The sequence below is a fragment of the Ruegeria sp. K11 genome (genome assembly GCF_056531905.1).
Genome location: NZ_JBQFMP010000012.1, coordinates 17,292 through 39,165, shown reverse-complemented (window position 1 = coordinate 39,165; position 21,874 = coordinate 17,292). Strand labels below are relative to the sequence as shown.

General features: G+C 56.1%; 18 protein-coding genes. 10 read left to right on the top strand and 8 right to left on the bottom strand.

Annotated features, from left to right (window positions below):
- Positions 1 to 10: 10 nt before the first annotated feature.
- Entirely contained in the window at positions 11 to 913 is a 903-nt protein-coding gene (locus ACR0K4_RS17920) for a helix-turn-helix domain-containing protein (protein WP_480855067.1), read from the bottom strand.
- A gap of 175 nt (positions 914 to 1,088) precedes the next feature.
- Here ACR0K4_RS17920 and ACR0K4_RS17915 point away from each other — a divergent pair, with 175 nt between their 5' ends.
- The 6 genes from ACR0K4_RS17915 to ACR0K4_RS17890 all read left to right on the top strand — a co-directional run bounded on the left by ACR0K4_RS17915 (position 1,089) and on the right by ACR0K4_RS17890 (position 6,663).
- Complete coding sequence (locus ACR0K4_RS17915) at positions 1,089 to 1,226, top strand: hypothetical protein (protein WP_480855066.1); 138 nt, start codon at positions 1,089 to 1,091, stop codon at positions 1,224 to 1,226.
- A gap of 18 nt (positions 1,227 to 1,244) precedes the next feature.
- Positions 1,245 to 2,921 carry a sulfatase-like hydrolase/transferase gene (locus ACR0K4_RS17910; RefSeq protein WP_480855064.1) on the top strand — a complete coding sequence of 559 codons (1,677 nt, stop codon included), beginning with the start codon at positions 1,245 to 1,247 and terminating at the stop codon, positions 2,919 to 2,921.
- A 48-nt stretch (positions 2,922 to 2,969) separates the two neighbouring features.
- Positions 2,970 to 3,770, top strand: a complete 801-nt coding sequence (locus tag ACR0K4_RS17905; RefSeq protein WP_480521815.1) for an outer membrane protein — start codon at positions 2,970 to 2,972, stop codon at positions 3,768 to 3,770.
- A 401-nt stretch (positions 3,771 to 4,171) separates the two neighbouring features.
- Positions 4,172 to 4,984, top strand: a complete 813-nt coding sequence (locus ACR0K4_RS17900; protein ID WP_480855063.1) for an alpha/beta hydrolase — start codon at positions 4,172 to 4,174, stop codon at positions 4,982 to 4,984.
- A 52-nt stretch (positions 4,985 to 5,036) separates the two neighbouring features.
- Complete coding sequence (locus ACR0K4_RS17895; protein ID WP_480521813.1) at positions 5,037 to 5,510, top strand: hypothetical protein; 474 nt, start codon at positions 5,037 to 5,039, stop codon at positions 5,508 to 5,510.
- A 367-nt stretch (positions 5,511 to 5,877) separates the two neighbouring features.
- Entirely contained in the window at positions 5,878 to 6,663 is a 786-nt protein-coding gene (locus tag ACR0K4_RS17890) for a mechanosensitive ion channel family protein (RefSeq protein WP_480855061.1), read from the top strand.
- 10 nt (positions 6,664 to 6,673) lie between these two features.
- Here the strand turns inward: ACR0K4_RS17890 and ACR0K4_RS17885 are convergent, their stop codons facing one another.
- From ACR0K4_RS17885 to ACR0K4_RS17875, 3 genes are read right to left on the bottom strand one after another with little or no spacing between them, the layout of a single operon-like run.
- On the bottom strand, positions 6,674 to 7,696 hold the full coding sequence (locus ACR0K4_RS17885; protein WP_480521811.1) for an ABC transporter substrate-binding protein: 1,023 nt from the start codon (positions 7,694 to 7,696) through the stop codon (positions 6,674 to 6,676).
- Positions 7,666 to 9,042, bottom strand: a complete 1,377-nt coding sequence (locus tag ACR0K4_RS17880; RefSeq protein WP_480521810.1) for a sensor histidine kinase — start codon at positions 9,040 to 9,042, stop codon at positions 7,666 to 7,668. Before ACR0K4_RS17880 ends, ACR0K4_RS17885 begins: the two co-directional genes overlap by 31 nt.
- Positions 9,039 to 9,704, bottom strand: coding sequence for a response regulator transcription factor (locus ACR0K4_RS17875; RefSeq protein ID WP_480521809.1), 666 nt, complete (start codon positions 9,702 to 9,704; stop codon positions 9,039 to 9,041). The genes ACR0K4_RS17880 and ACR0K4_RS17875 overlap by 4 nt, the downstream gene beginning before the upstream one ends.
- 109 nt (positions 9,705 to 9,813) lie before the next feature.
- On the opposite strand from ACR0K4_RS17875, the gene ACR0K4_RS17870 reads away from it, so the two are divergent.
- The 3 genes from ACR0K4_RS17870 (at position 9,814) to ACR0K4_RS17860 (ending at position 12,891) form a co-directional block, all read left to right on the top strand.
- Positions 9,814 to 10,794 carry a Bug family tripartite tricarboxylate transporter substrate binding protein gene (locus ACR0K4_RS17870; RefSeq protein WP_480855060.1) on the top strand — a complete coding sequence of 327 codons (981 nt, stop codon included), beginning with the start codon at positions 9,814 to 9,816 and terminating at the stop codon, positions 10,792 to 10,794.
- Positions 10,795 to 10,874: 80 nt separating this feature from the next.
- Complete coding sequence (locus ACR0K4_RS17865) at positions 10,875 to 11,366, top strand: tripartite tricarboxylate transporter TctB family protein (protein ID WP_480855059.1); 492 nt, start codon at positions 10,875 to 10,877, stop codon at positions 11,364 to 11,366.
- 1 nt (position 11,367) lies between these two features.
- Positions 11,368 to 12,891: a tripartite tricarboxylate transporter permease gene (locus ACR0K4_RS17860; RefSeq protein WP_480521806.1), complete on the top strand. Its 1,524-nt coding sequence runs from the start codon at positions 11,368 to 11,370 to the stop codon at positions 12,889 to 12,891.
- Positions 12,892 to 14,035: 1,144 nt separating this feature from the next.
- Here ACR0K4_RS17860 and ACR0K4_RS17855 read toward each other — a convergent pair.
- On the bottom strand, positions 14,036 to 16,495 hold the full coding sequence (locus ACR0K4_RS17855; RefSeq protein WP_480855058.1) for a GcvT family protein: 2,460 nt from the start codon (positions 16,493 to 16,495) through the stop codon (positions 14,036 to 14,038).
- 105 nt (positions 16,496 to 16,600) lie between these two features.
- On the opposite strand from ACR0K4_RS17855, the gene ACR0K4_RS17850 reads away from it, so the two are divergent.
- A complete protein-coding gene (locus tag ACR0K4_RS17850) occupies positions 16,601 to 17,251 on the top strand; it encodes a TetR family transcriptional regulator C-terminal domain-containing protein (RefSeq protein ID WP_480855057.1) in 651 nt (216 codons plus the stop codon).
- A gap of 162 nt (positions 17,252 to 17,413) precedes the next feature.
- Here ACR0K4_RS17850 and ACR0K4_RS17845 read toward each other — a convergent pair whose 3' ends face one another.
- The 3 genes from ACR0K4_RS17845 to ACR0K4_RS17835 form a co-directional block, all read right to left on the bottom strand.
- Positions 17,414 to 19,039: an AMP-binding protein gene (locus ACR0K4_RS17845; protein ID WP_480855056.1), complete on the bottom strand. Its 1,626-nt coding sequence runs from the start codon at positions 19,037 to 19,039 to the stop codon at positions 17,414 to 17,416.
- A 203-nt stretch (positions 19,040 to 19,242) separates the two neighbouring features.
- Positions 19,243 to 20,748 carry an aldehyde dehydrogenase (NADP(+)) gene (locus ACR0K4_RS17840; RefSeq protein ID WP_480855055.1) on the bottom strand — a complete coding sequence of 502 codons (1,506 nt, stop codon included), beginning with the start codon at positions 20,746 to 20,748 and terminating at the stop codon, positions 19,243 to 19,245.
- A gap of 13 nt (positions 20,749 to 20,761) precedes the next feature.
- Complete coding sequence (locus tag ACR0K4_RS17835) at positions 20,762 to 21,874, bottom strand: fumarylacetoacetate hydrolase family protein (RefSeq protein WP_480855054.1); 1,113 nt, start codon at positions 21,872 to 21,874, stop codon at positions 20,762 to 20,764.

The following is a 21,874-nucleotide window of genomic DNA, read 5'->3' as shown; positions in this document are numbered from 1 at the left end:
ACGGATGTCTTTAGCGCCAGCCCGGGTCGGGTTGCGATTTCAGGCGGCGCAAGGTCTGTGATGGTAACTCGCCAAACAGAGCAGAATAATCTTTTGCAAATTGCCCCATGTGCCAAAAATCAAATCGGTTGGCGGCCTCAGCGACAGATATCTCCCCCTTGGTGCGGACCAATTCAAATCGCACCCGGTTGAGCCGCAGACGATTGAAATACGCCTTTGGGCCAACCCCGAATTCCTCTAGAAACGCGCGGTTGATGGTGCGCCACGATGCGCCGACTTTGCGACACAATTCTGAAATCGGGATTATGTCTTCCTCGGAAAGGGCCATCAGTTCGACTGCTTTGCCAAGGACATAGCGGCGGTTGTGCACCGGGCGGTCGTCATACTCGGCTGCGCCACCGTATAAAATGGACAAAACGTCAAGGGCCAGGCTTTCCATCAGTGGTTTCGTCCAGAGTACGGTTTCTGATGACAGTAGGTTTTCGATCCGTTGTTTCAGAAAACGTAACCGATTGGTTTGTTCGTCCGGGTCAAATGCAGTTGTGGACATGACACGCTCCGGAACGTCCAGTCCGATCGCATAGGCAAAGTCGATGAACATGGCTTCAGAAAAAACCAGGTTCAAGCCTTTGTGGCGTTCGTTGCTGCTACTCTCAAACCCGGTGACAGAACCAAAAGTCAGCAAGGGATCGCCGGATATCTCCTGTGCCTGCCAGTTGTCGAGGCCATCTGTGTCGGGAATTCCGAAGGTCAGATACCCTTGCGGAGGAGCGCCGGTCTGATGGACAGCGCAGTTCATCTGGATTTTGCTGACCATGCAGTCGGCCACGCCGTGCAGAACGACCTTTGATCGCAGATCACCCGGTCCCAATTGTCTGAAATCCAGATCCCATGGCGTGAACCTGTCAAGCATGTTGGGATGCTCCGGGCGCAACAGCATACGCCGCGACAAATTCGGCGCGAAGTCTTCAGTTGGCGAATTTTTGATGCTTCCGTCCATCTGAATCTGATCTGCTGCCCTTAGAGGCAATTTTCTTTGGTAATTCGCAGGTTAACTGGGGCAGCCAAGATCAATCAAGTGTTATCCGATGCCGCAGAACGGCAACGGAACCATGGCACGCGACTGCCAGAGCGATCTGCGGGTCTTTCTGTACGGGGAAACTGTGCTGGCAAACGAGGCTTCGGATGTGCGGTTTCAGCATGACCAAGGCCATTCGGCCATCTGAAATGAGAGGGGTTCCGATTTGAAAAAAGTATATCGTTTTACCGTTGCCGCAGTTGTCGCTGCGGTTATACCGGCGTTTGTTTCGGCTCAGGAAAATCCAATTTCACATGATGCCGAGTACTATATCCTGGCAGCGCAGCACCAAGATCAATGGGCTGCGGACAATGCGGCTGTCGATGCGGCCCTTGAAGAGTTTCGGTCGCGAAATGACGGCAGGCCGCCAAACATCCTTTATCTTCTGATCGATGACCTTGGTTTCGGAGATATGGGCATCCCCGAGTTGAACGCCGTCAGGGGATATGAAACACCAAACATCAATGCCTTCTCGGATGAGGCCATGCGGATGGTGCGCATGTATACAGAGCCCTCATGCACCCCGACACGTGTTGCGTTCACCACAGGCCGGTTGCCGGTGCGTATGAATATGGGTGACACGGCCGTTGATATTGCCGGTTTCGGACTTCCGGGCAAAGAAGTCACGCTGGCTGAGGTCCTAAAAGAGGCCGGGTACAACACCAGCCATGTCGGGAAATGGCACATGGGCGACATTCGCGAAAGCTGGGCGATGAACCAGGGGTTTGATTATGCTCAACACGCTGTGCACCAGCAAGGGCAGCTGACCATTTTCAACGATGACGCCATTCGCGAACAGGTGTCTGTCGGCATCGGAGATTTCACACCCGAATACACGATTGACGATTTTTTTCGCCCCGATGCCTCGGCCATGGCAACGGTCATTGAAGGCGAGGCGGGCGGTCCCATAAACGAAATCCGCATGACGCCCGGCGAACGCTGGAATGCGGAAAAATACGATGAAATGAACCAGGCGTTTCAGGACAAGACCGTTGAAGAACTTCGCCGTCTAGCCGCCGAGGACGCGCCGTTTTTCCTGCAATATTGGCCGATGATCCCGCTGGACAACACCCGCGCCGGTCGAACCGGGCCGCAAAGTGCAAATGGCGGGCTTTATGTCGACAAGATGCAACTGCTCGACAGCTATTTTGGTGAGATTTTCGCCGAGCTTGAGACGCTGGGCCTCGAATCCAACACGGTTGTTGTTGTCATGGGCGACAATGGGCATTTTACAAAATACTCACCCCAGTCCGGGTTCACACCGATGATCTATCGCGGGGGAAAGGGCGACACCACCGAAGGTGGAATTCGTGTGGATGCTTTTATTCGCTGGCCCGGTATGATTGCGCCTGACGCGAACCTTAACAGCATCATCCATGTCTCGGATCTCTATACCACGTTTGCGCGGCTGGCAGGCGCGACGGACTACATCCCGCGTGACCGACTTGTCGATGGAGTCGATCAGTCGGCTACGATTTTGTTCAATGATGAACAAAAGGCCCGCCGGGACAGCGTCATCGTTTACTCGGGTAACGTTCCGAAGGCCATCGTGAAAGACAAGCTCAAACTGAATTTGCCGGGTCCGGGCGAGAATCCGATTGGCGCGGATTTCTTTGATATCTTCCGGGATACGCACGAGAAATACCCCGTTTCGACAGAAGTTGGCGCGTGGGGTGGTCAGGAGTTTGTGCGCATCCTCGGGCGGCACATGGCGCGGAAGCAGAAGTTCCCGGACGAAGAAAACGCAAAAGACGTACCATATGAGGGAATCGAGAATCTGCGACCAGAAACGCAAGCCGCAGTCCAGCAGTTCAACGTAAAGCGCGCTGCGGTCCAGCAGTAGATTCCGTTCAGAAGAACAACGAAACGAAATGGATAAGGTGCAGAGAAGATGCGTACTTACCTTTTGGGCTTAGCGATTGTTCTGTGGACTCCCGCGACGGCCATCGCAGAAACGGCGGTGTTTTCCGACAGCGGAACGGTTTCATCGGAATTGACTCTTTATCTCTTTGCGCCTGTATCGACCACTGGAACGTCGACCGTCGCAGGCCAGAGTGCGGATATCGACCTGAACCTTTCAGACGCCCTCGATGTGCTCGATTTCACGATTTCGGGGCGGTACGAAAGGTGGAGCGAAAGCTGGGGCCTGATTGTTGAAGGAAATCACCTCAGTATCTCGGATGACGCGGCGGTCACGTTGCCCGGACCTGTCGGCGCTGGTCTGGATGTGGATGTCGAAACCGAACAGAATTGGCTGAGCCTGATGGGTGCCTACCGTTTCGGGCGCGGCGTTACAGCGGCGGGTCAGTCCTATATCTTCGATGTCTCGGCCGGTGTCAGGTACAACTACCTGCGCCAGGAAGTATCGATCACGGGTCCGATGTCAAATTCCATCGATCTGGGCGGAACCGAGACCTGGTTCGAGCCGGTGATAGGCGCGCGTGCGGCCATGACGCTGACGGATGACTGGACGACCGCAGTCATTCTGGATGCCAGCGGGTTTGGTGTCGAAGACAACGATCTGGCCTTCAGCGCCAGTTGGGCATTCAGCGGGAAAATCAGCGACCGGACATCGATACGGTTAGGCTATCGCTATTACAGCATGGATTTTGAGACCAACCGGTCCGATGGGCTGTTTGGCTATGATGTCCAACAGCACGGACCGTTCATCGGACTTGGCTACAGTTTCTGAGGGTATCAATGCGTTCGATATCGAAAAGCTGGACCGCATTGCGTGACATTTCAAGAAACCTGACCGGGGCGCTGCGGAATTGGAGATGCGGGCTCCTCAGGCCGTGTGAAAAATCTGTCACTGTTTTTTTGACCTGTGCTCTGCTTGCAGGGTGCGGCAAGGCGCCAAATCTGGTTGGGATTGAGACGACTGTTCCGGTCGAAACCACCCCTGACCTCAACAAACACCGCATTTTCATCGCAACGTCGCGAGCGGCGTCTTCTGATCCAAATGAGTTGTTTTCCGGGCAGCGCGGCAGCGGACTACAGTTTGCTGCGGTCGAAGTGTCCGTCCCAAAGAACAGAAAGACAGGGTCGGTCAAGACGCCGTCGCGACCACCTGCTGATCCGACCAGGCATTTCGTGATCGATGACCCGGTTCGGTTCCAAGAACGTGACGCATTTCGCGGGGATTTGGCAGCCTATCTGAGGGCGCGGCCCGCCGATCAGAGAGAGATCTTGCTGTATGTGCACGGCTACAACACCAATACTACCGAAGCGATCCTGCAGATTACCCAGTTCGTCGAAGATACCGGCTATGACGGGGTGCCGGTGCTGTTTACCTGGGCGTCAAGCGCAAACACGCTCAAGTATGTCTACGACCTGAATAGTGCGCTGGTCGCTCGTGATGACCTTGTAAGTATGTTTCAGACAATGGATATACCCGCCGTGCAGGGTTACGATGTTGTCGCACATTCCATGGGAACCTTTCTTGTCATGGAAGCTTCGCGCCAAATCGTCATGACTACCGGGCTGAATCCAACCGGCAAGGTGAACAATGTCATTCTGGCCGCGCCCGACATCGACATTGATCTGTTCAAGGAGCAGATCAAGCTGATCCCGGAAAATCAGCGCAACATAATTGTACTTGTGTCCAATGACGACAAAGCCCTGCGTGCAAGTCGACGTGTGGCTGGAGGAGTCTCGAGGCTGGGGCAGAGCGATGTCAGCGAGTTGTCCGAACTTGGGGTCATAGCTATCGACCTCAGCGATGTGGAAGACGCGGATTCCCTGTCGCATTCCAAGTTCAAGAATTCACCGCAAGTGGTCCAATTGATAGGAGAGTCCATCAAATCCGGGGCCAGCTTCAACGACGGTCCGAAACTGGGGCTGGGTCAGACGATTGCCGTAACGGTCGAAGGGACACTGGACGTTTTGACACCGGGTTCTCAGTGACCGGGGATCAAAGTCAAGCTGAAACAAAAGGAATAAGGAAAAGGAGAAATACATGTCCGGCATTTTGCGATCCCAATGGTGTGCCGCAGCGATAGCTTTCATGATTTCAATATCGCCCGGGGGTGTTCAGGCGCAAAGTGAGTGCCCTGCCAATCCGGAAAAATCTGCGACGCTCACATTCTCGGGAAACACGGTGGCTTTCATCGCTGGGTATAGATGGGGAGAAGGCATTCTGAAACTAGAGAATGGGCAGGAGTTTCCGTTCACCGCGCGCGGTCTGAAGGTGGGCGAAGGGGGATTACGCAGTGGGGAAATTGAAGGCACAGTCTATGGAATGACCTCGCTGGACAGCTTCATTGGTCATTACAAAGGCGGTGCTGGTGCGTTTATTCCGGGACTTGCCAAAGGGGATATTCAGCTTGTGAATTCCGAATGCGTTTCAATCGTGGCGACGTACAAAGCAGAAGGCGCCTCGATCTCATTGCCGTTGAACCAGAAAATCACCATCCAATTCGCAGGCGACTAGCCGGACGCCGTCTCCTTGAACGTTAGCGCATCCCAGATCCAGTCATCAAGTGCGGGGGCAGATGGAAGTTGCAGCGATACAAAATCAGATCGGTCTTCTCGCACATTGGTGGGATTCTGCTGATCCGCGTGTTGTAGTTGCCGCTTTGCTTTTCCCGGTGGCTGTCTGGCTGATGCGCGGCGTTTTTGCGAACATAACAACCGGTCTGGTTGCGCTTGCAGCTTCGAAACTGCAAATTTCCATAACGCGCGACGTGCAGGAAGGCGCAAAGCCCGCGGCATCTGCCTTATGCGTCTGTCTAGCAGCTTTTCTTTCGTTCCAGGTACTCACGCTGCCGGGCCTGCTAGCGGGCTGGGTGGAGACCATTGTGCGCCTCCTTTTGGTGTTCTCGGTCTTTTGGCTGATTGATGCGTTTCTCCAATGTGCATTGGCGCAGGTTTCCGATCTGGGAACGGGAACCCAAGTCATCCGCAAAACCTGGCTGCCGCAATTCATCCGACTGCTGCTTGCCATTCTCATGCTCGTTGTCCTTCTGAAAAACTGGGGCATTGATCTGGGACCGGCCCTGACCGGTCTCGGCATTGCCGGGGCTGCTGTGGCTTTGGCCGCACAAGATCTGATCCGTAATCTGATTGCCGGAGTGAATATCGCCGGAGAACAGAGATTTTCCGAGGGTGATTGGGTTAATTTCGGGGCGGGCACGGACGGAATTGTCGAGAAACTTCAGCTCAGATCGACGGTGATCCGGAAATTCGACCGCTCGGTCATTCATGTCCCGAATGCAGAGCTGGCAAATGCCCCGCTGATAAACTTCTCGTCCCGTACAGCGCGCCGGCTGCAATGGAAGATCGGCGTGCCATTTGACACAGAGCCAGAGCGCATCCGCGAGGTGTGTACCCGGATCTCTGGCTTTATCGAGTCAAACCCGCAATTCCAGAAAGATGCAGATACGCAGAATTTCGTGACGGTTTTCTCAGTTGAAGACTGCTGGATTACGCTGCTTGTGGATTGCTTCGTGGGCGCGAACGAGTGGGAGGCTGAGTTGCGCGCGCGTAACGACCTTGCGTTTGAAATCAAACGAGTTTTTACGGAAGCTCGTGTCGAATTTGCATTCCCGGGCCAAAACGTGTTCGCCGAGGTGAGTGTGCGGTGATCCCGCTTACTCAGTCCTGTAGAATTGCACGTTCCCATTCCGCGATGAAATTTCGGTTCTTGAATTGGTCAAGATACACCAAAAGACCCGGTCCAAGCCTGATGCGCCGCAACGCATTTTCGTTCGCATCCTCCAACATGGTGGATTGCAACAACGGTGAAGTGCCTCGTGGAAAGGTTTGCGCCAGAACGAAGTCCAGAAATCCGGCTGCCAGTCTGGGGTTTTCTGACGTAGAGGGGATCAGAACGGTTCGCAGCATTACAAGCGCAAAATCGGACGGCAAAACGATGGTAAAGGTATCTGACTGCTCGGTTTTCTCGGCGTAACTCGCGAGGACGTTATATGCGATTGCCAACTCACCGTTGATGACGTCGTCGATCATGTCAGACGTGCAGCAATAAAGCTTGGGGTCCAGCGTTCCCATGACTTCCGTCAGGCGCCAATAGGTGTCCGAGGCCCGCGCATCCTGTGTTGCGAACAGATACCCGGCCCCGGATTCGCGAATGTCATAGGTGCCTACCTGTTTCTCGAAAGCCGTGGGGTTTTGGCGCAAGATATTGATCAGCTCCTGCCTGTTTTCGGGCAGCGGGATGTCCATATCTGCAAAGAACCTGTTTGAAACGACGATCCCCGCAGGTTCCTGTGTGAATGCAAATACCATTTCGTTCCAGACGGCCCAATCGGGTAAATCCTCGGTTTCGTTCGAGCTGTGGCGTTGTGCCAGCCCGTCATTTGCGAGCTTCGTCTGCAGATCCATGGCGCTGGATATGGCCAGATCGAACGATAAACCTTCCTCGTAAAGGGCGTGCATCAACTCGGTTGAACTTGCCACTGTGTAGTCGACGGCGACATCGGGGTGGTCTGCCAGATAAGACCGGATCATGGGTTCGAAAAAGTTGATATCGGCGGTGGAAATGATCCGCAAAACCTGGTCGGCGTCCTCTTTGCCGAAAGTCGCGTGATCCTCGACTTCAAAGGCGCTGGACGCCGACGCCAAGACGATCATTCCAAGGGAAATGATAAGACCACGCATGCGCCACCTCCTGCTTTGTTTGTCAGCTTCATCGTGCCGCCATGCGCGCGGACCACTTCGTCAACGATGGTCAGACCCAGCCCGGATCCGACCACGCCCTGCGCGTTCTTACCCCGTGCAAACCGGTCCAATAGTTTGTCCACTTCCAGATCGGGAAAGCCCAATCCAGTGTCGGATACCTGAATGGTAATGTCCGATGGACCCTTCTCAACCGAAACTTCGACTAGGCTGTCCCGGGCCGAGTATTTCAGCGCATTGTCCAGAAGATTGTGCATTGCATTCTGCAAAAGGATGGCGTCGCCACGAATGACGACCGGATCAAGGCGGACGGTTCTGACTTCAACCTCTTTCATCTCGGACAGCGGTTGCAGACGCGCGACCGTTTCCTGCGCCAGCGTATCGAGGCGGATGGTCTCTTTGGACAGGTCATCGGTGCGGAACGTTACCATTGCGTGATCGAGCAATTGGCCCGCCGTCCGGGAACTTTCGTCAATGGCCCGGATCATCTCGCGGACCGCTTGTTTGTTTTCCGGTTTCTCGACCCGCCGCAGTGTGATTTCGGCCTGAGTGCGCACGATGGCAAGCGGCGTGCGCACACGATGAGCGGCCTCGGCGATGAAATCCTCGGATCGGGAAAGGGAATGTTGCAGACGGCCCATCAGGGTATTCAGCGATGATACCAGCGGGGCCATTTCGCTGGGCACTGGGGCCGCGACCGGGCGCAGATCGCTTGGCCCCCGGCGCGAAACCGAAGCCGTCAACCGGTGCAACGGGTCAATGGTGCTGCGTGCAATCAACACCGCCAGCACGGTCGACAGCGCAAAAAAGCTGAGACCAACGCCGAGTGAAATACGCGAAATTCGGGCCAACGTGCGGTTCAGCCCGGTCAGCGTCTGAGCCACGGATATTTCCAGAAAGGCCTGACCTTCATCGGTGGAGAAACTACGCCGGGTGGATGCGATGCGGATGTCCTCACCCAGATATGAAGCCGAGCGAAAGGCCGTATCGCCCCTTGCGTAGTCTCCGGATTTCGGAAGGTTTTCATATCCGGACAGAAACTCATCGTCTAGCCGCATGGCATAAAAGGCTTTTTCGTCCGTCACGCTGTCCAGCATCGACAGTGCCGAATAGGGAAGATCGATCGAGACCTCGCCATCTGTCACGCGTGCACTATCGAGTATCGAAATCGCTGATGCTGCCAGAATATTGTCCTGACTTTCCTGCGCGATCTGCCGGGCAACCGATTGAACCACGACATATAAAAGAACCCCCAGCACCGCTGCGCTGAACAACAGCAGGATCAACAAGCGCCGACGAATGGATCCTTTGGTCTTCGGGGCCGTCATCTCTGTTCCAGTTTATAGCCCAGTCCGCGCACAGTCGTGATGGCCACGTTTGAACCCTCAAGACACCGGCGCAGACGCCCGACATAGACCTCAATTGCATTTTCCGAGGCTTCCTCGTCATAGGAAAACAACCGGTCAACCAGCTTGGATTTGGAAAACAGCTGGTTGGGCGCGTTGATGAAAACTTCGAACAGGCGAAGCTCTCGGGTGCGCAGGCGCACCTCGGAACCACCGATCTTCAGTGCTCCGGCCAGAGAATCATATTCCAGATCACCAAAGGAAATCACGTTCCGGGCTTCACCTCCCCGACGTCTTAACACGGCGCGACAGCGGGCTTCCAGCTCGGAAAAGTCGATCGGTTTCACCATGTAATCGTCGGCACCAAGATCCAGCAACCCGACCCGGTCCGAGACCTCGGATCGCGCGGTCAACACGATAACCGGCGTGCGGGATTTGGCTTCGCGGCGGCCTGCCAAAAAGGTGCGCCCGTCCCCGTCTGGAAGCATAATATCCAACAAAATCAAATCGTAATCGGTTGTGGCCGTGAAGTCATGTGCCGTTGCCAGATCTGCAGCGTGGTCCACGACGTGACCGTCCAGGCTCAGGCGGTCCACGACGGCGCGGGCCAGCGTTTCATTGTCTTCGATCAGCAGGTATCGCATCGTCGGATTCGGCTCTCTGGGCCTGTGTCAGGTCCGTGTCAGATTAGATTGTCAAAGTCCCAAAACATGAGCGGCAAGAACGGCCGTTGTCAAATGGGAGGAAATCGTAATGAAATTCAAGTTCGGCCGTCGCGCCGTAATTGCTGCCGTTGCATCACTGGGTCTCGCGGGCCCGGTTTTTGCGGATGACAAGCAAGTCGTTGACAGTATCCACTTTCTGATCCCCGGCGGTGCCGGTGGTGGTTGGGACGGCACTGCACGCGGAACCGGCGAGGCGCTGACCAAGTCCGGCCTCGTGGGCACGGCCAGCTACGAGAATATGTCTGGTGGTGGCGGTGGCAAGGCCATCGGGTACCTGATCGAGAACTCGGCCAGCAATCACGGCACGCTGATGGTAAACTCGACCCCCATCGTGATCCGCTCGCTGACCGGGGTGTTTCCACAAAGCTTCCGCGATCTGACACTGGTGGCCGGGACAATCGGCGATTACGCGGCTCTGGTTGTGGCTGCGGACAGCGACATTCAGGATGTGAATGGCCTGATCGAGGCCTTTAACGCAGATCCGTCCGGTGTTGCCGTCGGTGGAGGCTCGGTGCCGGGTGGTATGGACCATCTGGTCGCGGCAATGGTGTTCCAGGCCGCGGGAGCTGATCCGGTTGCGATGAAATACGTCCCCTACGATGGTGGCGGCGCAACCATGGCTGGTCTGCTGTCCGGCGAGGTTCAGGCCGTGTCGACCGGGTTCTCGGAAGCGGTCGAACTGGCCAAGGCGGGTGAGGTTCGCGTCATCGGCGTGACAGCCTCGGATCGTGTCGAGGCATATCCGGACGCGCCGACCATGGTCGAACAGGGCAATGACACAACTTTTGTCAACTGGCGTGGGTTCTTTGCGGCACCGGATTTGCCGGCCGATCAGCTTGCGGCCTATCAGGACGCAATTGCCAAGATGTACGACACCCCCGAGTGGGAAGAGGTTCGTTCGCGTAACGGTTGGGTGAACATCCACAACCCCGGCGCTGATTTCCAGACCTTCCTCGAAAACCAGGAACAGGTCATCGGTGATTTGATGCGCCAGCTGGGCTTCCTGTAAGCCCGCTCTGAAAGCTCCAAAAAACCACTCATGCGTCCGGGTTTGCCCGGACGCAGCAACGATAAACGAGGGAGGGGACGATGGCGATAGATCGCTGGATTGCGCTTGTCATCCTGCTGCTGTGTCTTGCGTACGGCTATGCGGCCTATTTCACAATGGACGGGCTTTTGCCGCCAATCATGAAGCAGCGGCCGATTTGGCCGTCTACGTTCCCTAAGGTCCTCGCAGCGGGCGGAATTCTGTTGTCTCTGGCCATTTTGCTGGGTGTGGAAAAGACCGAGAAAAAAGAAGACGCTGCAGACATCAACCTGTCCCGGTTGGGAGAGTACAATGTCGGGCAAGCCCTGTCTCTGTTGGGTCTGATGGTGGCCTATGCTCTGTTGCTCAGACCACTGGGTTTTCTGGCGGCAACATTCTTGTTCCTGACCTGTGGCAGCTTCCTTTTGGGGGAACGCCGCTATGTGCTGATGGCTGTGGTCGCGGCAATCGCTGCAGGTAGCATCTGGTATCTGGTTGATGCCGTGCTGGGCATCTTCCTGAGCCCTTTGCCTTCATTTCTGAACGGAGGTTGAGATGCTTGAAGGACTTATGACAGGCCTGTCTACGGCTTTTACATTCACGAATATCCTGATGGTGATCGGCGGCTGTCTGATCGGGACTTTTATCGGCATGCTGCCGGGTCTTGGCCCGATGTCGATCATCGCCATCATGATCCCCGTCGCCATCACCATCGGTGATCCCTCTGCCGCCCTGATCCTGTTGGCGGGGGTGTATTATGGCGCGGTCTTCGGGGGCTCGACCTCATCGATCCTGATCAACGCGCCCGGGGTGGCCTCAACCGTGGCAACGAGCTTTGACGGCTATCCCTTGACCCGACAAGGCAAGGCCGGCAAAGCACTAACGGTTGCCGCGATTTCCAGCTTTGCGGGTGGCAGTATCGGCGCTGTCCTGTTGATGATTTTCGCCCCGGCGCTGGCGTCGGTGGCCCTTCTGTTCCACTCGTCCGAGTATTTTGCGCTTATGGTAGTGGGTCTTTCCGCGATTGCCGCCTTTGCAGGAACCGGGCAGGTCAGCAAGGCGCTTTTGATGACCTTTCTGGGCCTGATCATGGCGACCGTCGGTGAAGGTGTCCTGTTCAACGCGCCGCGTTTCACGATGGGGATCATGGACCTGCAATCCGGGTTTGGTTTCATCACTCTGGCGATGGCGATGTTCGCGCTGCCCGAGGCGATCTATCTGGTGCTGGACCCCAACCGTTCCAAAACCGGTGACGGCGAGAATGCAGGCGAGATCAAGGATCTGCGGATCACGCGCGAAGAAGCTCGCAAAATCACGCCGGTGATCGGTCGCCAGTCCATCCAAGGGTTCTTTATCGGCGTTTTGCCCGGGGCAGGGGCGACCATTGCCTCATTCCTAGGCTACGCGGTTGAGCGCAACATCGCCTCAAAAGAAGAACAAGAGCAGTTCGGAAAAGGCTCGGTCAAAGGGATCGCGGCACCGGAGAGCGCCAATAACGCGGCCTGCACGGGTTCTTTTGTACCGCTGCTGACGCTCGGCATTCCGGGCTCGGGAACAACCGCGATCCTGCTGGGTGCATTGATCGCGCTGAATGTATCGCCCGGGCCGCGTCTGATGGTGGACGAGCCGCAGATTTTCTGGGCCGTGATCATCTCGATGTATCTGGGCAATCTGGTTCTGCTGATCCTGAACCTGCCGCTCATTCCCTACATCGCCAAAATTCTGGCCGTTCCGCGCAACTTCCTGATCCCGTTCATTTTGTTCTTCACTCTGATGGGGGCCTATATCGGGCAGAACAATTCGACAGAGCTTCTTATTCTGGTCGGGTTCGGGGTCTGCGCCACGATCTTGCGGTTTGCGGATTATCCGCTTGCACCATTGCTGATCGGGTTCATCCTGGGCCCATTGCTGGAAAACAACTTCTCACGTGCGATGCAGCTTTACGATGGCATGAGCTTCATCTGGCAGCGCCCCATGACCCTGGGTTTGCTGATCCTCGCGGTCGTTCTGGTGGTTCTTCCGAGCTACCGCCAGCGCCGCGCCCGGGCTCGTGCCGAGGGTGTCGCCGACGGCGATTGATCAGGTTTACCAACCGACCAGCCTCGAGTTGCATCTTGCAACTCGGGGCTGGTTTTTTGTGATGAAAAGACGAATTGCCTCGGTGGCAGAGAGTTTGACTCGGCCTCGGCACGACATTTACGTGTCGATGATTATGGACCCTGCGCGGTATTGTCCGAGACCGAATTTCCCATAGAAACATAGGCACTATCAGTGGAGCTGGTGCTGATTTCAGCATCACTTGAATGGGTTCACGTGTGCCCTGATGTTAGCAATGAGTGATGGCAAAATGTCGTTAATTTTGGTGTCCGGGATGTCACGGCAGTTTCTTACAGTGCCTTCATGTATCCCGAACCGTTCTGTTGTCTTGCTCGGCCTGACACCCCATCGTCTAGCTTGATCTTTGAGCCGCGCTTTTGCTCAGATACATCAATTTGCGTGAGAGTGTCGGTGCCAATGACGCGAAGATCGCAATTGACACCATTGGAGTGTGGGACAGAGTTGTTCGCAATAACCCTTGGTCATATCTGGGTTTGTGTAGTCAAAGCGCCTATGATTTTCAGACACGAAGGGGGCGGATTTGTTTGTCTGGGCACGTCTGACGTCGTGCTTCTGGCTCGCGAAGGGTTCAATCCTGCGCCGGACGCCGCCATCCACATGTTCTGCCATGCATTGCCCAATCAGCGGTATCAGATGAGCGTCATGTTATCCTCGAGGGACAGCCTGTGTTGGCTGTCCCTTATTACTGGGTAAGTTCGAACGAGATGACCGTGCGTAGGCCGTGATTGAAAGTGTGAGCTTTGGTCTCATGGACTTATTCGAAGCAAAAAATGATGCCAGAATTGCATTTGTGACGGCGTTCAGATGGAGAAGTACGTCCAATTCCTGCTTGCGACCGTTTTGAACGTAGCTTTTAGAATCCCTACAGGTCGGGAATTCGGAACTGCTCTGGGCGCGCGCGATTGGCGATCATTGCTCTCACTGATGCAGAACCGTTGGACGTGGTCGTCCGCCTGAAATCGCCTCGGTCGTTGAGCTAGTGGCCACACATGTCGAGTGTTCCATAACCCACATGGTGACTTTAGCGCGACCTATCACGGGTTCAACTGTATTCAATGACCCAGCGATGCGGCCCAACTGTTTTGAGCAATGCCTGTAGCGCGGGTCACGATCTCACTTTGGTCATCTTGGGATCGTATAACGGCTTGAGAGAGGCTGTGGCCTTAACTCGGCGGCCCGCTACTCCGACCTCCCACGTTCCGTCCTGAACGCGGGATTGGGTCAGTGGTTGGTCGAGTTCGACGAAGCCTATACCGACGGCTCCACCCAGACTGTGCCCATAGCCGCCGATTTGCAGATGCCCGACCTCTGCGCCGTTCAGATAAAGCATTTCGTTGCCATACAGCAGCGGTTCGGGATCCATCAAAAGGAATTGCAGCATTCTTGTTTTCGGAACACCCCGCGATTTGATTGCGGCCAGCGCGTCACGGCCGATGAACCCGCCAAGTTTGTCGATTTTCACAGCGAACCCCAACCCGGCCTCGATAGGGTTGTCGGTGTTGTCCACGTCCAGACCAAAATCCCGATAGGCCTTCTCAAGCCGCAGCGAGTTCAGAGTTTGCATTCCCGCGTCCCGAAGACCCAGATCGCGACCGGCCTCTTTCAACAGGTCATAGACCTGAACGGCCGCGTAGGAGGGAACCTGAAGCTCCCAGCCCAGTTCACCCACGAAGGTGACGCGCAACGCCCGTACAACCCAATATCCGACGTCGATATCCTGCCAGGTCATGAACGGAAAGGCCGCGTTGGACATATCGGCAGATGTCACCTTCTCCATCAAAAGCCGCGCTTTTGGCCCGTGGATATTGATCTGCGTTATGGCCGGCGTCAGGTCGGTGATAACGACTGTTTCACCGGTCTGAATGTGCCGCCTCATGCGCATCAGAGTGTGCCCGTGACTGTTTTCACCAACCACCACCATGAATTGATCCGGGGCCAGACGGGTCACGGTCAGGTCCGCTTCGAATCCGCCTTTGGCGTTGACCCAAGCGGTATAGACCACCCGGCCGGGTTCAACATCGATGTCGTTGCAGGACAAGCGATCCAACAGGGCAAGCGCATCGGGGCCTTCAACCAGAAACTTGGACATTGTGGACATGTCCATGATGATGATGTCTTCGCGGGCGGCCCTATGTTCTTCGGCATGCCATTCGAACCAGTTCTGGCGGAACCAACTGAATTTTTCGATCTTGGCCTCGCCAGGTGCCGGCGCGAACCAGTCCGGCATTTCCCAGCCGTGTCCTTCCACAAAATACGCCCCACTGGCTGCAAGCCGGTCGTGCAAAACAGATCGTTTTAAGTCGCGTGCGGTGTGGTAGCTTTCGTTGTGAAAATGTTGCCCGAACATCTTTCCCAACAACTCGGGACCACGGTCCCGGCGAAACGCACGGGTTGCTTGATGGCGGGTAAAGCGATTGACATTTATACCGGTCACATCAATCGGCGGATGGCCGTCGACAATCCACTGTGCCAGTACTTTACCCGTGCCAGCACCGTTCAAAATACCCAATGAGTTCATGCCGCAGGCGACGAAACAGTTTCGCAGTTCCGGGGTTTCTCCGACCAGCGGGGCAAGGTCCGGGGTAAAGCTCTCTGGTCCGCAAAACAATTTCCGAACACCGACATTGAGCGCGTCGGGAACGCGGGAATAGGCTTTCTCAAGATGAGGGCCGACCCGGTCCCAATCGGGCTCAATCTCGCCGAAGGCGAAGGTATCGGGAATACCGTCCAGTTTCCATGGTGCGGCCCCCGGTTCGAACAGGCCCAACATTAGTCCGCCCACTTCTTCGCGGTAATAGGTATAGGTTGAGGGGTCTTCCAAAACAGGCAGGTCGCGGCTGAGCCCGTCGATATTCTCGGTAATAAGGTAATAATGCTCTGCAGCCTGCAGCGGCAGGTTCAGGCCGGCTTTCGACCCCAATTGGCGCGACCACATTCCACCGCAGATCACCACATTTTCAGCGGCTATCGACTGCCCATCCGCCGTGCGGACCCCTGTGGCGGTGCCGTTGCGTGTCAGAATATCTGATACGGTTACCCCCTCGAAAATCTGCGCCCCTCCCATGCGAGCACCTTTTGCCAATGACATGGTCACGTCCACAGGGTTGGCGCGTCCGTCTTCGGGGATATAAAATCCGGCCAGAACGTCGCTGAGGTCCCCGATGGGAAACAGATCAGCCGCTTCTTTGGGCGAAACCTCGTAGATATTGATACCGTGGCGTCGCATGAAAGGGGCCAGCCTGCGCATCTCGTGCACGCGCTCCTGATTGCTGGCGACCTGCAAATAGCCAACGTCGCGGAATCCCGTTGGGACACCTGTTTCGGCCTCGAGCCTGGCATAAAGATCTCGCCCATGCGTGTAGATTTCACACTCTGCCTCGGACGGTAGCAGACCGGCAACGATCAGGCCCGCCGCGTGCCAGGTTGTGCCGGATGTCAGCTGGTTCCGTTCCAGAACAACAACGTCCGACATGCCTAGTTTTGTTAAGTGATACGCGGTGTTGCAGCCAATGGAGCCGCCGCCGATGATGACTGTCTGAGCATGTTTGGGAAGGGGCTTGTTCATCGGGTTTTCCTGGCGCTAAGCGAATCGAGATTTGGTCAAATCCTACATTTGACGAGGGTCAAAAATCAAATTATTGATTGAATAAACATTCAATAGAGAAAGAAAATGACCCCGGACGAGCGCCCTCGAAAAAAGCGAACGGCACCGCCAGAGGTGCGCCGCAAGCAGTTGATCGATGCAACGATCAACTGCATTGCCCGCAAAGGGATATCCGGGACAACTTTGACAGCCATTGCAACTGAAGCCGGGCTGTCGCTTGGATTGGCCAATTTTCACTTCAAAAGTAAGGAAGCGTTGTTGTCCGAAACGCTTAAGCACCTCGCTGCGGAACATCGCGAAATGTGGATGGAGGGGGCACGGCGCAATGATCTTTCGGATATCGACAAGCTCTCTTTGATCGTCGCCGCGCAGTTTCACCCGCGTATATGTACCCGAAAGAAGTTGGCGGTTTGGTTTGCTTTCTTTGGCGAAGCAGGGCATCGCATGACCTACCGGGCGATCACTTCGCGGATCGACATGGAACGGCAGGACATCTGCACGTTCCTGATTGGCAACATCATTGCTGAAGGTAAAGCCACCACAGCGGATGCCGAACAGGTCGCACTCACGCTTGAGGGCATGTTTGACGGGCTTTGGCTGAACATGCTGATGTATCCAGCCAGGTTCACGCGCGACAAATCAAAAAGGCAGGTGCTGACTTATCTGGCAATGGTGCTTGGCATTGAGCTTGAGGGTAAGACCAAAACAGTAAGCTAAGTGCGCGAAAACGGGAATTGCCCCGGTTATGCACGAGGCACAAGTTGGAACTTAATACTTAATACTTAAGATTTTGCGTATTTGGGTGCCGTCAGTCCGATCATGAAACTGTGCTTTTGGCCTGGTTGGCCGGACCAGCAGTCTGGTCCGGTCGCCGCTGGTTCAGGTCGTTGTCCTGTTGGCAATTTCTCGAAGCTGGAACTTCTGAATTTTACCGGTGGAGGTTTTGGGCAACTCGGCGAAAACGACTGCCTTTGGTGTTTTGAAACCAGCCAGATGGTCGCGGCAAAAGGCAATGAGATCCTCTTCCCGGGCTTCGTGCCCGGGTCGCAATTCAACAAAGGCACAAGGCACTTCGCCCCATTTGGAATCGGGCTTTGCGACTACAGCGGCAGCTTGCACCGCGGGGTGGCGGTACAAGACAGCTTCGACCTCAACGGATGAGATATTTTCGCCTCCTGAAATGATCACGTCCTTCAAGCGGTCCTTGATCTGAATATAACCGTTCGGCTTCATGACCGCCGCGTCGCCGGACCAGAACCAACCATCCTTGAAGGCTCGGCTGGTGGCTTCAGGGTCCTTGTAGTAACCTTTCATTACTGTATTGCCGCGAATGACGATTTCTCCTTGCGTTTCTCCGTCCCGCGCAATTTCTTTTCCCGTTGCCTCGTCGACGACGGTCACGGCCTCGACAACCGGAAGCGCGATGCCCTGATGGGCCTGCAACAGGGCTTGTTCCGCCGGGTCCTTGTCCTCCCATTCAGCTTGCCACAGACACTGCGAAATATGCCCGTAGGTTTCGGTCAGTCCGTACACATGCATGACGTCGAGCCCCATTGCTCTGGTCTTTTCCAGAATCGAGGGCGGCGGTGGTGCGCCCGCTGTCAGAACGTTGATCGGTGGATCAAAGGGCACGTCGCCCGCATCCTCGCTTTCAGCCATCATCTGGAGGATGATTGGCGCTGCCCCCAGATGTGTGACACCGTGCGTGCGGATCGCGTTCAACAACCGATCTGCGGCGGGAATGCGCGTAAAGACGGATGTTGCCCCGAGGATCGCCATGACCCAGGGATGACCCCAGCCGTTGCAATGAAACATCGGAACCACGGACAGATAGACCGGATAATGCGGCATCTGCCAGGCTGCAACGGTGCCCATCGCGATCAGATATGCGCCGCGATGATGGTAAACCACACCCTTCGGCCGTCCAGATGTCCCCGAGGTATAGTTCAAGGCAATTGCGTCCCACTCATCTTCGGGTAAATCACTGAGCGTTGGATCAAGCGCGGCCGCTGCCAAATCCTCATAGTCGCGGCCCCCAAGCGTTTCGGTCGATCCGATATTGGGGTCGGTGATTTCAATGACCGGGATCTTACGTCCCATCCGTTCGAACACTTGTGAAAGAAGTGGAACAAATTCGCGGTCGACAATCACCAGTTGGCTGTCGGCATGATCCAGAATATAGGCGACTGTTTCCGCTTCGAGACGGACGTTGATGGTGTTCAGAACCCCGCCGGATAAGGGAACGGCAAAGTGCAGCTCGAACAGCTCGGGAATGTTGGGGCACAACACAGAGACCGTGTCGCCTTTTTTGATCCCTATTGCGCGCAATCCGCTGGCGATCGCATAGGAGCGGTCCACGATGTCAGACCAGTTGCGGCGCACATCCTCATAGATGACAGCCACGCGATCTGCGTGCAGATCGCGCGCACGCGCCAGAAATGACAAGGGTGAAAGTGGAACGAAATTGGCCGTGTTTGGCCCCAACGCATCAAAGTTCTGCAACAAGACCTGTCCTCCCGAAAAGACGCATTCAGGACAGGTTACAGCCAGTCGCCTGCACATTGCACGACTAAAACCTAGCTTGGGCCCAAAGAAATACTGGCGCGCGGCGGCGCCGCTGCCCCAATTGAGTACCGAAGATACTCGCAAGCCGGCATCTGCGGTGCCGGAACACCGCAGGTTTTTCGGGGTTCAACCCATATTTCGTTTTATCCCATTGCCTCGGGAAGTAAGCCTGTCGGCAGGTTCTGGTAACAAACCGGACGCAGGAAACGCCGAATGGACAAGGTACCAACCGATGTAGCCCCGAAGTTGGTAGATGCGGGGTAGGGGCCGCCGTGAACCATGCTGTCGCAAACCTCAACGCCAGTGGGGAAACCGTTGGCCAGCAAACGGCCCGCTTTCCGTTCCAGTACAGGCACCAGTTTTTTCGCAATCGCGGCGTCGGTATCGTCCATGTGCAGGGTGCAAGTCAGTTGCCCTTCGATGGATCGGGCCACCTCAAGCATCTGATCGGCGTCTCGCACACGAACAATGATCCCAACGGGTCCAAAGACTTCTGCATGAAGATTGGAGTCTGACAACCAGTCGTCGCCCGAAACGACAAAAAGGTTGGGGGCGGCACAGCGCGGAGTGCTGTCCATCCGAACCACTTGCGCAACGCCTGATGCGGAAGCTATTCGGGCCACACCTGCCTGATACGCCGCAGCGATCCCTTCGGTCAGCATGGTTTGTTCGGCCATGTCCTCAAGAGCCGTCCGAGCGCCGGATTGGAGTGCCTCGGCACCATCTCCGTCAAGTATGATTGCAACTCCGGGGTTGGTGCAGAACTGGCCTGCTCCCATGGCCAACGATCCAGCCCAACCAGAGCCTATGTCAGCACCGCGGGTCCGGGCGGCCTCGGGCAGAACAAACATCGGATTAACTGAGCCGAGTTCGCCAAAGAACGGTATGGGTTCCGGGCGTTGAGCACAAAGATCGAACAGCGCACGCCCGGCGCGCAGTGATCCCGTGAACCCGACAGCCCGGATCAGCGGATGTTGAGCCAAAGCGGTTCCCACCTCGATCCCGTCGCTTTGAACCAACGAGAAAACGCCAGGATGAAGCCCGGTTGCTTTCACCGCAGCCTCAATCGCTTGTGCCACTATCTCTCCGGTGCCCGGATGGGCGGGGTGGCCTTTGACGACGACCGGACAACCCGCAGCCAGTGCCGCAGCGGTGTCGCCACCCGCAACCGAGAAAGCCAGTGGAAAGTTCGATGCGCCAAAGACCGCAACCGGGCCAATCGGGCGCTGGATCATCCGCAGGTCCGGACGGGGCAGGGGCGCGCGATCCGGCATTGCCGGGTCGCGACGAAGGTCCAGATAATCTCCCTGCTCGATATGATCCGCAAAGAGGCGAAGCTGCCCGACGGTTCGACCGCGCTCTCCTTGTAGACGCGCCTCGGGCAGTCCGGTCTCCTGGCAACCGATCTCGGTGATGATGTCCCCGCGTGCGTCAATTTCATCGGCAATTTTGTGCAGGAACGCGGCACGCTCCGCCCGAGAGGACCACCCGTATGACACAAACGCCTCTTCTGCGGCTCTGACGGCGGCATCGACATGCGCAGCAGTTCCTGTCGAGAATTCGCGACTTGGCCCATGGGCGGGTTGGGAAGCAAACTTGGTGTCTGTATCTACCCATTCTCCCGCAATCAGGTGTTTTCCGGTCAACATATACAGGTCTTTCTTAAATCAGGCCGCGAGCGGTCAGGTTTCGCATCAGGTGGGAGGCCCCAAATTGCCACTCGGGGCATTCGGTCGACAGGCGTACCGTGTTTGTCAGTGCGCCCAGTTTGTCATTGGTTATCGTGACGATATCACCAAGCTTGTGCGTGAATCCGCTGCCCGGCGTGTCGCGATCTTGTGTCGGTGCAAACAGTGTTCCGAGAAACAGCAGGAATCCGTCAGGGTATTGATGGTGCCGACCAATGGTCTGGTTGACGAGATCGACGGGATCGCGGCTGATCTGAGACATGGATGAATGCCCGTTCAGCACAAAACCATCGGACCCCGTTACAGTCAAAGTCAACTCGGCAGATCGGACATCGTCGAGCGTAAACGTGTCGTCGAACAGCCGGATCATCGGGCCAATCGCACAGGATGCGTTGTTGTCCTTGGCTTTGCTCAGCAACAAGGCCGATCGCCCTTCGACATCGCGCAGGTTCACGTCATTGCCCAGCGTTGCGCCTTTGATTTCGCCCTTGGACGTGACCACCAGCACGACTTCGGGCTCGGGATTATTCCAGGTCGAGATCGGGTGCAGTCCGATCAGGGCACCATGGCCGACGGAAGACAGAACCTGTGCTTTCGAGAAAACCTCAGCGTCCGGGCCTATTCCAACTTCCAGATAAGGGCTCCACAGCCCCTCCGATATCAACGCATCCTTGACCGCTGCGGCCTCTGGTGAGCCCGGAATGATGTTCGACAGGCTGTCTCCTATGCGCGCGCCTATTCTGGCACGGATTTCCTCGGCCTTGGCCGGATCACCTGCCGCCTGTTCTTCGATGACGCGCTCGACCATGGAGCGGGCGAAAGTTACCCCGCAGGCTTTGACCGCCTGAAGATCGCAGGGCGCCAGCCATTGGTGGTCTGCGTCCGGCGGCCCGAGTGAGACCCCTTTTGCATTGCGGACATATTCCGCAGCGTCTTCCCTTTCCAGAATGTCCCGGACGGTTGGGGCTGTCTTGGATGTTATATCTATGATCTGGCCGTCGCGCAGTGTTACCACGCAGGGGCCAATATCCGCGCGTTCGATGCGGCCCAGCCACAATCCGCCGGGTTCCAGATTCAGTGAAGTCAT

Bases quoted from the DNA above. Each gene is read 5' to 3' on its own strand.
- ACR0K4_RS17860 (WP_480521806.1), top strand. From the start codon at position 11,368: ATGCTTGAAGGACTTATGACAGGCCTGTCTACGGCTTTTACATTCACG.
- ACR0K4_RS17880 (WP_480521810.1), bottom strand. From the start codon at position 9,042: ATGACGGCCCCGAAGACCAAAGGATCCATTCGTCGGCGCTTGTTGATC.
- ACR0K4_RS17850 (WP_480855057.1), top strand. From the start codon at position 16,601: ATGACCCCGGACGAGCGCCCTCGAAAAAAGCGAACGGCACCGCCAGAG.
- ACR0K4_RS17835 (WP_480855054.1), bottom strand. From the start codon at position 21,874: ATGACTTCACTGAATCTGGAACCCGGCGGATTGTGGCTGGGCCGCATC.
- ACR0K4_RS17920 (WP_480855067.1), bottom strand. From the start codon at position 913: ATGCTTGACAGGTTCACGCCATGGGATCTGGATTTCAGACAATTGGGA.
- ACR0K4_RS17905 (WP_480521815.1), top strand. From the start codon at position 2,970: ATGCGTACTTACCTTTTGGGCTTAGCGATTGTTCTGTGGACTCCCGCG.
- ACR0K4_RS17870 (WP_480855060.1), top strand. From the start codon at position 9,814: ATGAAATTCAAGTTCGGCCGTCGCGCCGTAATTGCTGCCGTTGCATCA.
- ACR0K4_RS17840 (WP_480855055.1), bottom strand. From the start codon at position 20,748: ATGTTGACCGGAAAACACCTGATTGCGGGAGAATGGGTAGATACAGAC.
- ACR0K4_RS17895 (WP_480521813.1), top strand. From the start codon at position 5,037: ATGTCCGGCATTTTGCGATCCCAATGGTGTGCCGCAGCGATAGCTTTC.
- ACR0K4_RS17915 (WP_480855066.1), top strand. From the start codon at position 1,089: ATGCCGCAGAACGGCAACGGAACCATGGCACGCGACTGCCAGAGCGAT.
- ACR0K4_RS17885 (WP_480521811.1), bottom strand. From the start codon at position 7,696: ATGCGTGGTCTTATCATTTCCCTTGGAATGATCGTCTTGGCGTCGGCG.
- ACR0K4_RS17875 (WP_480521809.1), bottom strand. From the start codon at position 9,704: ATGCGATACCTGCTGATCGAAGACAATGAAACGCTGGCCCGCGCCGTC.
- ACR0K4_RS17855 (WP_480855058.1), bottom strand. From the start codon at position 16,495: ATGAACAAGCCCCTTCCCAAACATGCTCAGACAGTCATCATCGGCGGC.
- ACR0K4_RS17865 (WP_480855059.1), top strand. From the start codon at position 10,875: ATGGCGATAGATCGCTGGATTGCGCTTGTCATCCTGCTGCTGTGTCTT.